General features: G+C 69.7%; 14 protein-coding genes. All 14 read left to right on the top strand.

What is annotated here, in order from left to right:
- Positions 1-5 precede the first annotated feature (5 nt).
- The 14 genes from fabF to nagZ all read left to right on the top strand — a co-directional run bounded on the left by fabF (position 6) and on the right by nagZ (position 14,118).
- Positions 6-1,250 (top strand): beta-ketoacyl-ACP synthase II, encoded by a 1,245-nt coding sequence (gene fabF, locus HHL10_RS08715; protein WP_169159975.1) that lies wholly within the window; start codon positions 6-8, stop codon positions 1,248-1,250.
- 23 nt (positions 1,251-1,273) lie between these two features.
- Positions 1,274-1,753 (top strand): hypothetical protein, encoded by a 480-nt coding sequence (locus HHL10_RS08710; protein ID WP_169159974.1) that lies wholly within the window; start codon positions 1,274-1,276, stop codon positions 1,751-1,753.
- A 7-nt stretch (positions 1,754-1,760) separates the two neighbouring features.
- The gene (gene rpoE, locus HHL10_RS08705; protein WP_169159973.1) at positions 1,761-2,366 is read left to right on the top strand and encodes an RNA polymerase sigma factor RpoE; all 606 of its coding nucleotides are present in this window, start codon (positions 1,761-1,763) and stop codon (positions 2,364-2,366) included.
- 29 nt (positions 2,367-2,395) lie between these two features.
- The gene (locus tag HHL10_RS08700) at positions 2,396-3,007 is read left to right on the top strand and encodes a sigma-E factor negative regulatory protein (RefSeq protein ID WP_169159972.1); all 612 of its coding nucleotides are present in this window, start codon (positions 2,396-2,398) and stop codon (positions 3,005-3,007) included.
- A 31-nt stretch (positions 3,008-3,038) separates the two neighbouring features.
- Positions 3,039-4,001 (top strand): MucB/RseB family sigma factor regulatory protein, encoded by a 963-nt coding sequence (locus HHL10_RS08695; protein ID WP_169159971.1) that lies wholly within the window; start codon positions 3,039-3,041, stop codon positions 3,999-4,001.
- A 45-nt stretch (positions 4,002-4,046) separates the two neighbouring features.
- On the top strand, positions 4,047-5,546 hold the full coding sequence (locus tag HHL10_RS08690) for a DegQ family serine endoprotease (protein ID WP_169159970.1): 1,500 nt from the start codon (positions 4,047-4,049) through the stop codon (positions 5,544-5,546).
- A 497-nt stretch (positions 5,547-6,043) separates the two neighbouring features.
- Positions 6,044-7,852, top strand: a complete 1,809-nt coding sequence (gene lepA / locus HHL10_RS08685; protein ID WP_169159969.1) for a translation elongation factor 4 — start codon at positions 6,044-6,046, stop codon at positions 7,850-7,852.
- 8 nt (positions 7,853-7,860) lie between these two features.
- Positions 7,861-8,826, top strand: coding sequence for a signal peptidase I (gene lepB, locus HHL10_RS08680; RefSeq protein WP_169159968.1), 966 nt, complete (start codon positions 7,861-7,863; stop codon positions 8,824-8,826).
- Between the two features lie 354 nt (positions 8,827-9,180).
- The gene (gene rnc / locus HHL10_RS08675; RefSeq protein ID WP_169159967.1) at positions 9,181-9,885 is read left to right on the top strand and encodes a ribonuclease III; all 705 of its coding nucleotides are present in this window, start codon (positions 9,181-9,183) and stop codon (positions 9,883-9,885) included.
- Positions 9,886-10,160: 275 nt separating this feature from the next.
- On the top strand, positions 10,161-11,081 hold the full coding sequence (gene era / locus HHL10_RS08670) for a GTPase Era (RefSeq protein ID WP_310734567.1): 921 nt from the start codon (positions 10,161-10,163) through the stop codon (positions 11,079-11,081).
- Positions 11,078-11,848 carry a DNA repair protein RecO gene (recO, locus tag HHL10_RS08665; protein WP_169159966.1) on the top strand — a complete coding sequence of 257 codons (771 nt, stop codon included), beginning with the start codon at positions 11,078-11,080 and terminating at the stop codon, positions 11,846-11,848. The genes era and recO overlap by 4 nt, the downstream gene beginning before the upstream one ends.
- 1 nt (position 11,849) lies before the next feature.
- Positions 11,850-12,650 carry a pyridoxine 5'-phosphate synthase gene (locus tag HHL10_RS08660; RefSeq protein ID WP_169159965.1) on the top strand — a complete coding sequence of 267 codons (801 nt, stop codon included), beginning with the start codon at positions 11,850-11,852 and terminating at the stop codon, positions 12,648-12,650.
- On the top strand, positions 12,647-13,057 hold the full coding sequence (gene acpS, locus HHL10_RS08655) for a holo-ACP synthase (protein ID WP_169159964.1): 411 nt from the start codon (positions 12,647-12,649) through the stop codon (positions 13,055-13,057). The genes HHL10_RS08660 and acpS overlap by 4 nt, the downstream gene beginning before the upstream one ends.
- A complete protein-coding gene (nagZ, locus tag HHL10_RS08650) occupies positions 13,054-14,118 on the top strand; it encodes a beta-N-acetylhexosaminidase (RefSeq protein WP_169159963.1) in 1,065 nt (354 codons plus the stop codon). The genes acpS and nagZ overlap by 4 nt, the downstream gene beginning before the upstream one ends.
- The last annotated feature ends 312 nt before the right edge of the window (positions 14,119-14,430 follow it).

The following is a 14,430-nucleotide window of genomic DNA, read 5'->3' as shown; positions in this document are numbered from 1 at the left end:
GGAGCATGACTCGTCGTCGCGTCGTCATCACCGGGCTGGGGCTGATCAGCCCGGTCGGCAACACGGTGGCCGAAGGCTGGGCCAACCTGTTGGCCGGCCGCTCGGGTATCGACCACATCACGAAGTTCGACGCGTCGGCGCTGTCCTGCCGTTTCGCAGGCGAGGTGCGCGGCTTCAATGTGGAGGATTACATCCCCGGCAAGGAAGCGCGCCACATGGACACCTTCATCCATTACGGGATGGCGGCGTCGATTCAGGCGGTGCGCGATGCCGGGCTGCCCACCGGTGAGGAACTCACCGAGGAAAGCGCCGAGCGCATCGGCGTCATCGTGGGCTCGGGCATCGGCGGTCTGCCGATGATCGAGGAGACGCACCAGGACTACCGTGAGCGTGGTGCGCGGCGCATCTCCCCGTTTTTCGTGCCGGCGTCGATCATCAACATGATCTCCGGCCATGTCTCGATCCGTTTCGGCTTCACGGGACCCAACCTCGCCATCGTCACGGCGTGCACCACCGGGCTGCACTGCATCGGCGAGGCCGCGCGCCTCATCCAGTATGGCAATGCCGACGTGATGGTGGCCGGCGGCGCCGAGAGCACCGTTTCGCCCCTGGGCGTGGGCGGTTTTGCCGCGGCGCGCGCGCTGTCCACGCGCAATGACGATCCGAAGGCGGCATCGCGTCCCTGGGACAAGGACCGCGACGGCTTCGTGCTGGGCGAAGGGGCGGGCGTGCTGGTGCTCGAGGAATACGAGCACGCCAAGAAGCGCGGTGCCAAGATTTACGCCGAGCTCACGGGTTTCGGCATGGGAGCTGACGCCTTCCACATGACCGCGCCCAACGTGGATGGTCCCAAGCGCTCGATGCGGGCCGCGCTGCGCGATGCCGGTGTCAACGCCGAGGAAGTGCAGTACCTCAACGCGCACGGCACCTCCACCCCGCTGGGCGATCTGAACGAGACCAACGCCATCAAGCTGGCTTTCGGCGACCATGCCCGCAAGCTGGTTGTGAACTCGACCAAGTCGATGACGGGCCACCTGCTCGGCGGCGCTGGCGGCGTGGAGTCGGTGTTCACCGTGCTGGCCCTGCATCACCAGGTGTCGCCGCCCACCATCAACATCGTCAACCAGGATCCCGAGTGTGATCTGGACTACTGCGCCAATGAGGCGCGGCCGATGAGGATCGATGTGGCGGTGAAGAACAACTTCGGCTTCGGCGGCACCAACGGCACGTTGGTGTTCCGTCGCGCCTGAGCGCGCAGCCCGGCTGCCGCGGAATGCACACGGCCCCGGCCGTTCACTTGTCCCTGGAGGCCGACACGCCCTGGCGTGTCGGCCTTTGCCTTTTGTGCGCCGCGGCGGCGGCCACGCCCGTGATCTGGCTGGTGCTGTGGCTGCAACCGGCGCCCGGCGGGGCGCTGGCGGGCGGTGCCGTGGCCGCGTGCGTGACGGCCGCGCTGCTGTGGCGCGGGGCGGACCACGGCGCCGCCGCGCTGGCCTGGGACGGGACACAGTGGTGGCTGCAGGGCCAGGGCGGCGCGCAGCCCCGTGCCGGACGGGTGCAGTTGATGATCGACTTCGGCGCCTGGGTGCTGCTGCGCTTCATGCCGGCGCCCGCTGCACAGCCCGGCACGCGCGCGTGCTGGCTGGCGCTGTCGCAAGCGCGCCATCGTCCGCACTGGCATGCGCTGCGCTGCGCGCTGCACGCGGTGTCGTCCACCCGAGCCGCGGCCGCCGATGTGCCGCGCCGCGGCTGAGAGCGCCATGAGTGCCGAAGCCGATGCCCTGCTGATCGAGCGCGTCAAGCGCGGCGACCAGCGCGCCTTTGAGCTGCTGGTGATCAAGTACCAGCGCCGCGTGGAGCGGCTCATCGCCCGCATGGTGCGCGACACCGACCTGGTGGCCGACATCGCGCAGGAAACCTTCATCCGCGCCTACCGCGCGCTGCCGCAGTTCCGCGGCGAAAGCGCCTTCTACACCTGGCTCTATCGCATCGCGGTCAACACGGCCAAGAAGGCGCTGGTGGAGCTCAAGCGCGACCCGCTGGTGCCCGAGGCCGCGTTTATGCATCAGGACGACGGCGAGGAAACTTCCCGCGTCGAGAACGAACTAAGCGACGGCGAGACCCCGGAGGCGGTGCTGGCCAGCAAGGAAGTGGCCGCCACGGTCAATGCCGCGATCGATGCCCTGTCGGAAGATTTGCGCCAGGCCATCACGCTGCGCGAGATCGAGGGGCTGAGTTACGAAGAGATTGCCGAAGTGATGAACTGCCCCATCGGCACCGTGCGTTCGCGCATTTTCCGCGCGCGCGAGGCCATTGCTCAGCGCTTGCGCCCCTTGCTGGGCACGCGCGGCGACGAGCGCTGGTAGGGCAGCGGAGCCTAAGCATGGAGTTCCAGATGCCCGACGACCGACACGACTTCCCTCAACCCGAGCAGGCGCTGTCGGCGCTCATGGACGGCGAACTCGACGCCGCCGCCGCGGCCAGGCTGGCCGAGTCCTGCCGCAGCGATGCGCGGCTGCGTGCCACCTGGCACAGCTACCACCTCATCGGCGACGTGATGCGTTCGCAGGACCTGGCGCAACAGCCCGACCATGACGCGGCCTTCGTGCAGCGGCTGCGCGAGCGTCTGGCGGCGGAGCCGGTGCTGCTGGCGCCCGCGCCGGTGCAGGCGCCCGAGCGGCGCCGCATCCCGCGCCGCGCCTGGGCGGCTTCGGCCGTCGCGGCAGGCTTCATGGCGGTGGGCGGCATGCTGGTGCTGACACGGGTGCACACGCCTGAGCCGCAGCCGGCCGGCCAGATGCTGGCCGTGGCGCAACCGGCGCAGTCGGAGTCGCAGTTGCCTGCCAGCGTGAACACGCCGGTGGCGGTGCCGGTGGTCCAGGCCGATGACCGGCTGCTGCGCGACGCGCGGCTGGACCGCTATCTCGTGGCCCACAAGGAATGGGGCAGCAGCTTTGCCATGTCCGCCGTGCCCGTGGCGGCCCGCGGCGCGGCCGCCCAGCGCTGATCCGGCCGCAACGATGCGCAGGCGCAGGTTTGTGCATGCGGTGTTGCCGGCGCTGGCCGTCTTCGTCACACCGGGGCTGATTGCGGCGCCGTCAGACGGGGCCGCCTGGCTGCTGCGCCTGCGCGAGGCGGCGCAGCACCGCGATTTCCAGGGCACGCTGGTGAACAGCATCGGCGGGACGGTGACCAGTTCGCGCGTGGCGCATTACGGCGAAAACGGGCACCAGTACGAGCGCATGGAGATGCTCGACGGCCAGATGCGGCGCGTGTTTCGCCACAACGACATGGTGGTGACGCTGTGGCCCGAACGCCGTCTGGCCGTGATCGAGCAGCGCGATCCCAGCACGTCGATGCCGGTGCTGATGCGGGCGCGTCCCGACGAGCATGTGTTCGAGCGTTACGAGCTGCGGCCGCAGGGCGCGGACCGCGTGGCCGGCCACGAGGCGCAGGTCTACCTGCTGCACCCGCGCGATGGGCTGCGCTTTGCCCAGCGCCTGTGGATGGAGCCTCACAGTGCGCTGCTGCTGCGCGTGGACCTGCTCGCCGGGGATGGCCGCGTGCTGGAGAGCGCGGCCTTCAGCGAGCTGACGCTGGGCGTGCGGCCCCAGCCTGACAGCGTGCTGCGCCCCATGCGCAAGCTCGACGGCTACCGCGTGCTGCGCCCCACGCTGGTGCGTACCCGGCTCGACGCCGAAGGCTGGGCGGCGCCGGAGGTGCCGGGCTTCGAGCAGGTCAGCTGCGTCAAGCGCGTGCTCGACGAGGGGGAGGATGGGCGCAGCGGTGAGACGCTGCAGACTGTCTATGCCGACGGGCTCACCCATGTATCGCTGTTCATCGAGCCCTTCCGCGGCGGCGAGCACCAGAAGCCGGTGCAGACCGCCATCGGCGCCACGCACACGCTCATGCAGCGGCAGGGAGCGTGGTGGATCACGGTGGTGGGCGAGGTGCCGCCGGCCACCCTGCACAAGTTCGCGGCGGGGCTGGTACGCCGCTAGCCCGCACCAGCCAGGCAAAACCATTTCTACATACAAGGGAAACTCATGCGAGTCGATGGCGTATTGCGGGGCCGCCAGGCCCGTCGTGCAGCGTTGGCCACGCTGACGGCCTTGAGTCTGGGTGCGGCGCTGGCCGCGCCGGCACGGGCACAGGGGCAGGGGCCGGCCCAGGCACCGGCCCAGGCCCAGGTGCTGCCCGATTTCACGGATCTGGTGGAGCGCGTCGGGCCGGCGGTGGTGAACATCCGCACGCTGGAGCGCGCGCGTGCCGGCAACGGCAATGGGCGCGGTGGGCCGGAGATGGACCCGGGGCTGGAGGAGTTCTTCCGCCGCTTCGGCATCCCGCTGCCCGGGCGTCCCGATCCGCGCCGGGGGCCGCCCGGCGGCAGCGACGAGCCGCAGCAGCGCGGCGTGGGCTCGGGCTTCATCCTCAGCGCTGATGGCTACGTCATGACCAACGCGCATGTGGTGGAGGGCGCCGACGAGGTGATCGTGACCCTCACCGACAAGCGCGAGCTGAAGGCGCGCATCGTGGGCGCCGACACCCGTACCGACGTAGCCGTGGTCAAGATCGACGCCGCCGGGCTGCCCTTCGTGCGCATCGGCGACGTCGGGCGGCTGCGCGTGGGCGAGTGGGTGGTGGCCATCGGTTCGCCCTTCGGGCTGGACAACACCGTCACCGCCGGCATCGTCAGCGCCAAGCAGCGCGACACGGGCGACTACCTGCCCTTCATCCAGACCGACGTGGCCATCAACCCGGGCAATTCCGGCGGCCCGCTGCTGAACATGCGCGGCGAGGTGGTGGGCATCAACTCGCAGATCTACAGCCGCTCCGGCGGCTTCATGGGCATTTCCTTCGCCATCCCGATCGACGAGGCCATCCGCGTGGCCGATCAGCTGCGCACGAACGGCCGGGTGGTGCGCGGGCGCATCGGCGTGCAGATCGCACCGGTGACCAAGGAGGTGGCCGAGTCCATCGGCCTGGGCAAGCCCATCGGCGCACTGGTGCAGGGCGTGGAGGCGGGCGGCCCGGCGGAGAAGGCGGGCATCGAGCCGGGCGACATCATCACCAAGGTGGACGGCAAGCCGGTGGAGCGCTCGGGCGAGCTGCCGCGTGTCATCGGCGGCACCAAGCCCGGCACGCGCACCACGCTGCAGGTGTTCCGCCGCGGCAACTATCGTGACCTCGCGGTGACGGTGGCCGAGATCGAGCCCGAGAAGCCGCGCCGCGCCGCGCAGGCCGAGAGCGCGCCGCGCGCCGCTGCGGCCTCGCCCATCGGCCTGTCGGTGTCGGACCTCGGCGACGCGCAGCGGCGCGAGCTCAAGGTCCGCGGCGGCGTGCGGGTGGAATCGGTGGAAGGGGCGGCTGCGCGCGCGGGGCTGCGCGAGGGCGACGTGATCCTGGCCATGGACAACACCGAGATCACCAGCGCACGCCAGTTCACCGGTCTGGTGGAGAAGGCCGACAAGTCCAAGCCGCTGACGCTGCTGGTGCGCCGCGGCGATCAGACCAACTACCTGATCGTCCGCCCCAGCGGCCGCTGAGCACGCGGTGCTCAAGACCCGGCGTCCTACTGGGACACCGGGTTTTTTCATGTCGCGGAATAGCCCTGGGCCGGCCAGGAGTGTCGTCCAGCGGCGCCTGGGCACCGCTGCCGGAGCGCGCAAGCCGCAGGAGCGCTCACGAAGCCTGTGCCGCCGGCGAGGCGGGCTGTGGATATCCAGGGGCTTTACGGCAGCGCGGAGGTGCAGCGCAAATTTGTGGATAAACTGTTGAAAACAGGCGTGCGCGCCGGTTGCAAAACCCGCCGCCGTGACCTTTTATGGCTGGTCGGCGGGGGGCTTTTGGCTACAATGAAAGCCCAACAAGCAGTTGCCATACGTTTTGTTGGAAGGCGCGTCACTGTTTCGACGTGCCTTTTTTTTGACCCCGACAGGCTGCCGTCGCAGCGTGTCGCCGGGCCGATCCGCAGAGTTCCGCGCCGGGTGCGCGGCTTGCGCTTGACGCCGCCCATGGCTTCGGCCCTTCGCATTCCGTTCGCATGGACCACATCCGCAATTTCTCCATCATTGCCCACATCGACCACGGCAAGAGCACGCTGGCCGACCGCCTTATCCAGCGCTGCGGCGGCCTGAGCGATCGCGAGATGGAGGCCCAGGTGCTCGACTCGATGGACATCGAGCGCGAGCGCGGCATCACGATCAAGGCGCAGACCGCGGCGCTGCAGTACAAGGCGCGCGACGGCAAGACCTACAACCTCAACCTCATCGACACGCCGGGGCACGTGGACTTCTCCTACGAAGTCAGCCGCTCGCTGTCGGCCTGCGAGGGGGCGCTGCTGGTGGTGGACGCCTCCCAGGGCGTGGAGGCGCAGACGGTGGCCAACTGCTACACGGCGCTGGACCTGGGCGTCGAGGTGGTGCCGGTGCTCAACAAGATGGACCTGCCGCAGGCTGACCCCGATCGCGCCAAGGAGGAGATCGAGGACGTCATCGGCATCGACGCCGCCGACGCCATTCCGTGCTCGGCCAAGACCGGCCTGGGCATCGACGAGATCCTGGAGGCGGTGGTCACGCGCATGCCGCCGCCCAAGGGTGACGCCGACGGCCCGCCGCGCGCCATGATCATCGACGCCTGGTTCGACAACTACGTCGGCGTGGTGATGCTGGTGCGCGTGGTCGACGGCCGCATCGGCAAGGGCGAGCGCATCCGGATGATGGCCACCAACGCCGTCTACGGCATCGAGCACCTGGGCGTGTTCACGCCCAAGAGCGAGAACCGCGACGTGCTGCGGGCCGGCGAGGTGGGCTTTGTGATCTGCGGCATCAAGGAGCTGGCCGCGGCCAAGGTGGGCGACACCGTCACGCTGGAAAAGAAGCTCCCCAACAACGCCGGCCCGGCCACCGAGGCGCTGCCGGGCTTCAAGGAGATCCAGCCGCAGGTGTTCGCGGGCCTGTACCCGAGCGAGGCCAGCGAGTACGACCAGCTGCGCGATGCGCTGGAGAAGCTCAAGCTCAACGACAGCTCGCTGCGCTACGAGCCCGAGGTGTCGCAGGCGCTGGGCTTCGGCTTCCGCTGCGGCTTCCTGGGCCTGCTGCACATGGAGATCGTGCAGGAGCGCCTGGAGCGCGAGTTCGACCAGGATCTGGTCACCACCGCGCCGAGCGTGGTGTACGAGGTCGAGCTCAACGACGGCGAGGTGATCGAGGTCGAGAACCCCAGCAAGATGCCGGACCTGGGCCGCATCCGCGAGATCCGCGAGCCCATCGTCACCGTGCACCTGTACATGCCGCAGGACTATGTCGGCCCGGTGATGACGCTGGCCAACCAGAAGCGCGGCGTGCAGCTGAACATGGCCTACCACGGCCGCCAGGTAATGCTCACCTATGAGCTGCCGCTGGCGGAGATCGTGCTGGACTTCTTCGACAAGCTGAAGTCCGTCTCGCGCGGCTACGCCTCCATGGACTACGAGTTCAAGGAGTACCGCGCCGCCGACGTGGTGAAGGTGGACATCCTCATCAACGGCGACCGCGTGGACCCGCTGGCGATGATCGTGCATCGCTCGCAGTCGCAGTACCGCGGCCGGGCCGTGGCGGCCAAGATGCGCGAGCAGATCCCGCGCCAGATGTACGACGTGGCGATCCAGGCCGCCATCGGCGCCAACATCATCGCCCGCGAGAACATCAAGGCGCTGCGCAAGAACGTGCTGGCAAAATGCTACGGCGGTGACATCACCCGCAAGCGCAAGCTGCTCGAGAAGCAGAAGGCCGGCAAGAAACGCATGAAGCAGATCGGCACCGTCGAGGTGCCGCAAGAGGCGTTCCTGGCCATTCTCCAGGTGGACGACTGATACATCGAATGAGCTCTCTCACCGCGGTTCTGTATGGGGCCCTGATCGTCTATCTCGGCGGCTGGTTCATGGGCTACTGGATGGGCAATTTCGCCCTGCTGCTGTTCATCCTCACGCTGGTGACGATGGTGTACTGGCTGGCCGAGCGGCTGCGCTTCCGCCCCGCGCGCGAGGCCGCCGCGGCGCAGCTGGAGGCGCAGGCCGCCTCGCGCCGCGCCGAGCTGGCCAAGATGGGCATCGAGAAGGTGGACGGCGATGTCGCCGAGGCGCGGCGCAAGGTGCTGGCGCAACCTTGGTGGCTGGACTGGACGGCCGGGCTTTTCCCCGTGATCGTCGTGGTGTTCGTGCTGCGCAGCTTCCTGTTCGAGCCCTTCAAGATTCCCTCCGGCTCGATGATCCCGACGCTGCTGGTGGGCGACCTGATCCTGGTGAACAAGTTCCACTACGGCATCCGGCTGCCCGTCATCAACAAGAAGATCGTCCAGAACAACGATCCCCAGCGCGGCGACGTCGTCGTCTTCCGCTACCCCGTCGATCCGCGCGTGGACTACATCAAGCGCGTGGTGGGCCTGCCCGGCGACGAGGTGAGCTACCTCAACAAGCAGCTCACCATCAACAACAAGCCCGTGCCGACCTCGCCGCTGCCCGATTTCTACGATGAGGACAGCCTGCGCTACGCGCAGCAGTTCAGCGAGAAGCTGGGGGCCGTGGAGCACCGCATTCTCATCGACAAGGACCGCCCGTCCTTCATCCCCGGCAACCATGTCTTCCCCAACAGCTCGGCCTGCCGCTACAGCGCCGAAGGGGTGAGCTGCAAGGTGCCCGAGGGCCATTACTTCGTGATGGGCGACAACCGCGACAACTCGCAGGACTCGCGCTACTGGGGTTTCGTGCCGGACCAGAACATCGTCGGCAAGGCCTTCTTCGTGTGGATGAATTTCGGCAACCTCAGCCGCATCGGCAGCTTCCACTGACGCTGCCCCGCGCCGGCACGCCGCGGCCTTCCGGGCGCGGCGAGGACGGCGCGCATCCCTTGCCGATCCCGGGCGTGCGCCGGCGCGGGCGCACGCCGTTCTTCTCGCCGTGGGCGGAGCTGGCCAGCGCCGGCGGCAGCCCGGCCCAAATCCGCGCCACCTTCAGGCGCCGGTGTGAAATGCTGGAACTTTCCGCGCCGCGCGGAACCGACCTGCTAGGGGATATGAGGGCGAAGGGCTCGGCATCGGCTTGGCCGACGACGCAGGCATCGCGCTCATGGCCCCGGCATACCCGCCCATCAAGCACCCTGGCCGCCTTCGCTGAAGGCGCGCCACTTGCCCGCACATCCTGACATGGACCATCGACTCGACGCGCTGCAGCAACGCCTGGGCTACCGCTTCGCGCAGCCCCGGCTGCTCGTGCGCGCGCTCACGCACCGCAGCTACGGCGCCGACCACAACGAGCGCCTCGAATTCCTGGGCGATGCCGTCCTGAGCATCACCATCTCCGCGATGCTCTACGAGCGCTTCAGCGGCTCGGACGAGGGCGACCTCACCCGCGTGCGCGCCCATCTCGTGCGCGAGGACAGCCTGCACCGCGTGGCGCTGCAGCTGGGCTTGCCCGAGGTGCTGCGCCTGTCCGACGGCGAGTCCCGCGGCGGCGGCGCGCAGCGTCCCTCCATCCTGGCCGACGCGCTGGAAGCCATCCTGGGCGCCGCCTTCCTCGACGGCGGCTTCGAGCCCGCACAGGCGCTGGTGCGCCGCCTCTTCGGCGAGGTCATCGCCTCCACCGAGATCGACAGCTGGAGCAAGGACCCCAAGACCGAGCTCCAGGAATGGCTGCAGGCGCGCCGCCTGGCCGTGCCCGTCTACCGCATCGTCGCCACGCGCGGCCAGGCCCACGCCCAGACCTTCGAAGTCGAGTGCGCCGTGCCCGCGCTGGGCTTGGCCGAACCGGGCGAGGGCCGCTCGCGCCGCATGGCCGAGCAGGACGCCGCGCGCCGGCTGCTCGACATCCTCAAGTCCAGCGACCGCCCCGGCGGCCCGCTGCGCTCCTGAATCTCACCGTGAATCCCAAACCAGACTCCTCCACCCCTGCCGACCCCGCGTCGGCCCCCGCCGCGCCCGCCACCCCGACGGCCGCGCCTGAGTCCCAAAACCCCGCTGCCGATCCTGACGCCTCCGGCGCCGTGGAGGAGGGCAGCGACACCGGTGCCCAGGACGACGCCGGCACCGACACCGGCAACCCGGCCGCCGATCCCGACGCCAGCGGCGCCGTGGAGGAGGGCGCCGACACCGGCGCCGAGGACGACGAGGAGGATGAGCGCGAGGGCGTGGACCTGGACGCCGCCTTCGGCAAGCCCGCTGCCGTCGCGGGCCAGCGCTGCGGCCTGGTGGCCATCGTCGGCCGGCCCAACGTGGGCAAGAGCACGCTGCTCAATGCGCTGGTGGGGCAGAAGGTCAGCATCACCTCGCGCAAGGCGCAGACCACGCGACACCGCATCACCGGCATCCGCACCGAGGGCGACGCGCAGTTCGTGTTCGTGGACACGCCCGGCTTCCAGACCAAGCACAGCACCGCGCTCAACCGCAACCTCAACCGTACCGTGCAGGGCGTGCTCGGCGATGTGGACGTGGTGCTGTTCGTGGTGGAGGCCGGCCGCTTCGGACTGGACGACGCCAAGGTGCTGGCGCTGCTGCCCGAGGACAAGCCGGTGATCCTCATCGCCAACAAGCTCGACGCCGTGCACCGCCGCGCCGAGCTCATGCCCTGGCTCAAGGCCATGCAGGAGCGGCGCAACTTCGCCGAGTTCGTGCCGCTGTCGGCGCGCAAGGACGCCGACGTCAAGCGCCTGCTGGGCATCGTGCAGCCCTACCTGCCCGAGCAGCCCTGGTTCTACGAGGAAGACGCGCTCACCGACCGCAGCGACCGCTTCCTGGCCAGCGAGCTGATCCGCGAGAAGCTGTTTCGCCTCACCGGCGACGAGCTGCCCTACAGCTGCACGGTGGTGATCGACAAGTTCCAGGAGGAAGGCAACCTGCGCCGCATCGCCGCCACCATCATCGTCGAGCGCGACGCCCACAAGGGCATGGTCATCGGCGACAAGGGCGAGGTGCTCAAGCGCATCGGCAGCGAGGCGCGCCAGGAGCTGGAGCGGCTCATGGACGCCAAGGTGTTCCTGGAGCTGTGGGTCAAGGTCCGCTCGGGCTGGGCCGACAGCGAGGAGCACCTGCGCTCCTACGGCTACGAGTGAAGGGCAAGGCCCCGCCGCAGGCGGCCTACGTGCTGCACCGCTGGGACTGGAGCGAGTCCAGCCTGGTGCTGGACCTCTTCACCCGCGAGCACGGCCGCGTCGCCGTGGTGGCCAAGGGCGCCAAGCGCCCGTACTCGCAGCTGCGCCCGGTGCTGCTGCCTTTCCAGCGCCTGAACGTGCACCTGGGCCGCAGCGCCGAGGCCGAGGTGCAGCTGCTGCGCGGCGCCGACTGGGCCGGCGGCGCGCCCATGCTCAGCGGCGAGGCGCTGTTCTCGGGCTTCTACCTCAACGAGCTGCTGATGAAGCTGCTCGCGCGCCAGGACCCGCATCCCGCGCTCTTCGACGCCTACGCCGACACGCTGCCGGCCCTGGCCGGCGGCAATGAGCTGCGCGCGCAGGCGGCGCTGCGCGCCTTCGAGCTGCTGCTGCTGCGCAGCACCGGGCTGTTGCCGGACCTGGCCCATGTCACGCTGCGGCTGGAGGCGACCGAGCCGCGCGCCCGCTACGCGCTGCGCGCCGAATCGGGCCTGGTCGATGCCGCCGGTGCCGAGAGCGCGCTCTCCGGCCAGGCCTGGGCAGCGCTGCAGGCGGCGCTGGACGCCGGCAACCTGGGCGCGCTGCAGGCGGCCTGCCTGGCGGCGCTGCAGACGCTGCGCCCTCAGCTGCGCTCACTGCTTCACTATCATCTGGGCTCCCCGCTGCTGCGCACCCGCGAGGTGATGCGCGACCTGCAGCGCCTGATCGACGTCCCCGCTTCCCCTCCCTGAGATGAATCCTCTGGTGGCTCCCGAATCCCAGCCGCGCGACGCGCGCACCGCGCTGTCGGTCAACCTCAACAAGGTCGCGCTGCTGCGCAACACCCGCCACCTGGGCATTCCCAGTGTCATCCGCGCCGCGGAGCAGGTGTTGAACGCCGGCGCGCAGGGCATCACCGTGCATCCCCGCCCCGACGAGCGCCACATCCGCGCCGAGGACGTGCACGCGCTGGCAGAGTTTTTGAAGGCCTGGCCGCAGGCCGAATACAACATCGAGGGCAACCCCTTCCACAACCTGATCGGCTTCATCGAGGCCGTGCGTCCGCACCAGGCGACCTTCGTGCCGGACAACGTCGAGCAGTTCACCTCCGACCACGGCTGGAACCTACCGGCGGACCTGGAGCGGCTGGTGCCCGTCATCCAGCAGACCAAGGCGCTGGGCGTGCGGGTGAGCCTGTTCATGGACCCGATTCCCGAGGCCATGGCCCATGCCGCGCAGGCCGGCGCCGACCGCGTCGAGCTCTACACCGAGGCCTACGCCCGCGCCTTCGGCACCGCCGACGAGGACGCGGTGCTGGCCCAGTACGTGCGCGCCGCCGAGGCCGCGCTGGCCGCGGGCCTGGGCATCAACGCCGGGCACGACCTCAACCGCGACAACCTCACCCGCTTCCTGCGCGAGGTGCCGGGCGTGGCGGAGGTGTCCATCGGCCACGCGCTCATCGCCGACGCGCTGGAGCTGGGCTACACCGAGACCGTGCGCGACTACCAGCGCTGCATCCAGCGCGCCTTCGCGCCGGAGGCCGCCGCCCGATGATCGTCGGCATCGGCACCGACGTCTGCGACGTGCGGCGCATCGCCGCCACGCTGGGCCGCAAGAGCGACCGCTTTCCGCTGCGCGTGCTCGGCCCCAACGAGCAGCAGGTGTTCAGTGCCCGCCGCGCGCGCTCCGAGGCGCGCGGCATCGCCTACCTCGCCACCCGCTTCTCGGCCAAGGAGGCCTTCTCCAAGGCCATCGGCCTGGGCATGCACATGCCCATGCGCTGGCGCGATTGCGAAATCCTCAATCACCCCAGCGGCCAGCCCTACATCCGGCTCCACGGCGCGCTGCAGGCCTGGTTCGACGCCCAGGGCTGGCAGGCGCATGTGACCCTCAGCGACGAGACCGACTACGCCGTGAGTTTTGTCGTGGTCGAGAAGTTTCCCCCTTCGGAGAACGAATGACCTCTTCGCAGCACGCCCCGGTGGTGCTCGACATCGCCGGCCTGGCGCTGGACGACGCCGACCGCCGCCGCATTTCGCATCCGCTCACCGGCGGCCTGATCCTGTTTGCCCGCAACTGGGAGAGCCGCCGCCAGCTCACCGAGCTCACCGCCGAGATCAAGAGCCTGCGCCCGGACCTGCTGATCTGCGTGGACCACGAGGGCGGCCGGGTGCAGCGTTTCCGCACCGACGGCTTCACCCACCTGCCGCCGATGGCGCGGCTGGGCGAGCTGTGGATGCAGGACGCCATGGCGGCCACCGACGCCGCCACCGCCGCCGGCTGCGTGCTCGCCTCGGAGCTGCGCGCCTGCGGCGTGGACTTCAGCTTCACGCCGGTGCTGGACCTGGACCATGGCCAGAGCGCCATCATCGGCGACCGCGCCTTCCACCGCGACGCGCGCGTGGCCACGCTGCTGGCCAAGAGCCTGATGCACGGCCTGCTGCTGGCCGGCATGCAGAGCTGCGGCAAGCACTTCCCCGGCCACGGCTTCACCAAGGCCGACTCGCACGTGGACGTGCCGGTGGACCGCCGCTCGCTCAAGGCCATCCTCACCGACGACGCCAAGCCCTACGAGTGGCTGTCCACCAGCCTGGCCTCGGTGATGCCGGCGCACGTGATCTACCCGAAGGTGGATGCGCGCCCGGCCGGCTTTTCGGCCAAGTGGCTGCAGGACATCCTGCGCGGCCGCCTGGGCTTCACCGGCGCCGTGTTCAGCGACGACCTGAGCATGGAAGGCGCGCGGCGCCTGGACGGCGAGGTGGTGAGCTACGACTACGCGGCCGTGGCGGCGCTCGGTGCCGGCTGCGACCTGGTGCTGCTGTGCAACCAGTCGCTGGACGGCGGCGCGGCGGTCGATGAGTTGCTGGACGGCCTGCAGGCCGCCCTAGAGCGCGGCGAGTGGCGGCTCGATCCCGACAGCGAGGCGCGCCGCGTGGCGCTGCTGCCGCAGGGCGCGCCGCTGCCCTGGGACGAGCTGATGCACCACCCGGCCTACCAGCGCGCGCTGGAGCGGCTGCCGTAGGCAGGGGCTGCCTCGGACCGGAGGCCTGCCCGCTGATCACCGCGCAGCGCAAGCGCGGGCCCGGGTGAGAGGGCGTTGCCCCGGGAGTGCCGTCGCCGGCGTCGCAATCTCTTGATGGGACTCGGGAGACCACCGGCTGTGTGGGTTTCCCCAGGAAAGCTCGCAGGAGGACGCTCCTTCAGGGGCACCTCTTTCAAGGTGCGCGGGAAGCGAGCACGCTGCCACCTCTGACACACCGGATTCCAGGAGGTGTGCGATGACGGTGGTGGATGCTGTGGTGGAGCGCTTTGCGCACCACTCTCCCGTGACGCT

The organism is Azohydromonas caseinilytica (assembly GCF_012927045.1).
Classification (GTDB): domain Bacteria; phylum Pseudomonadota; class Gammaproteobacteria; order Burkholderiales; family Burkholderiaceae_C; genus Azohydromonas; species Azohydromonas caseinilytica.
The sequence above is the reverse complement of the archived record's forward strand: the minus strand, read 5'-3'. Positions and strand labels throughout refer to the sequence as shown.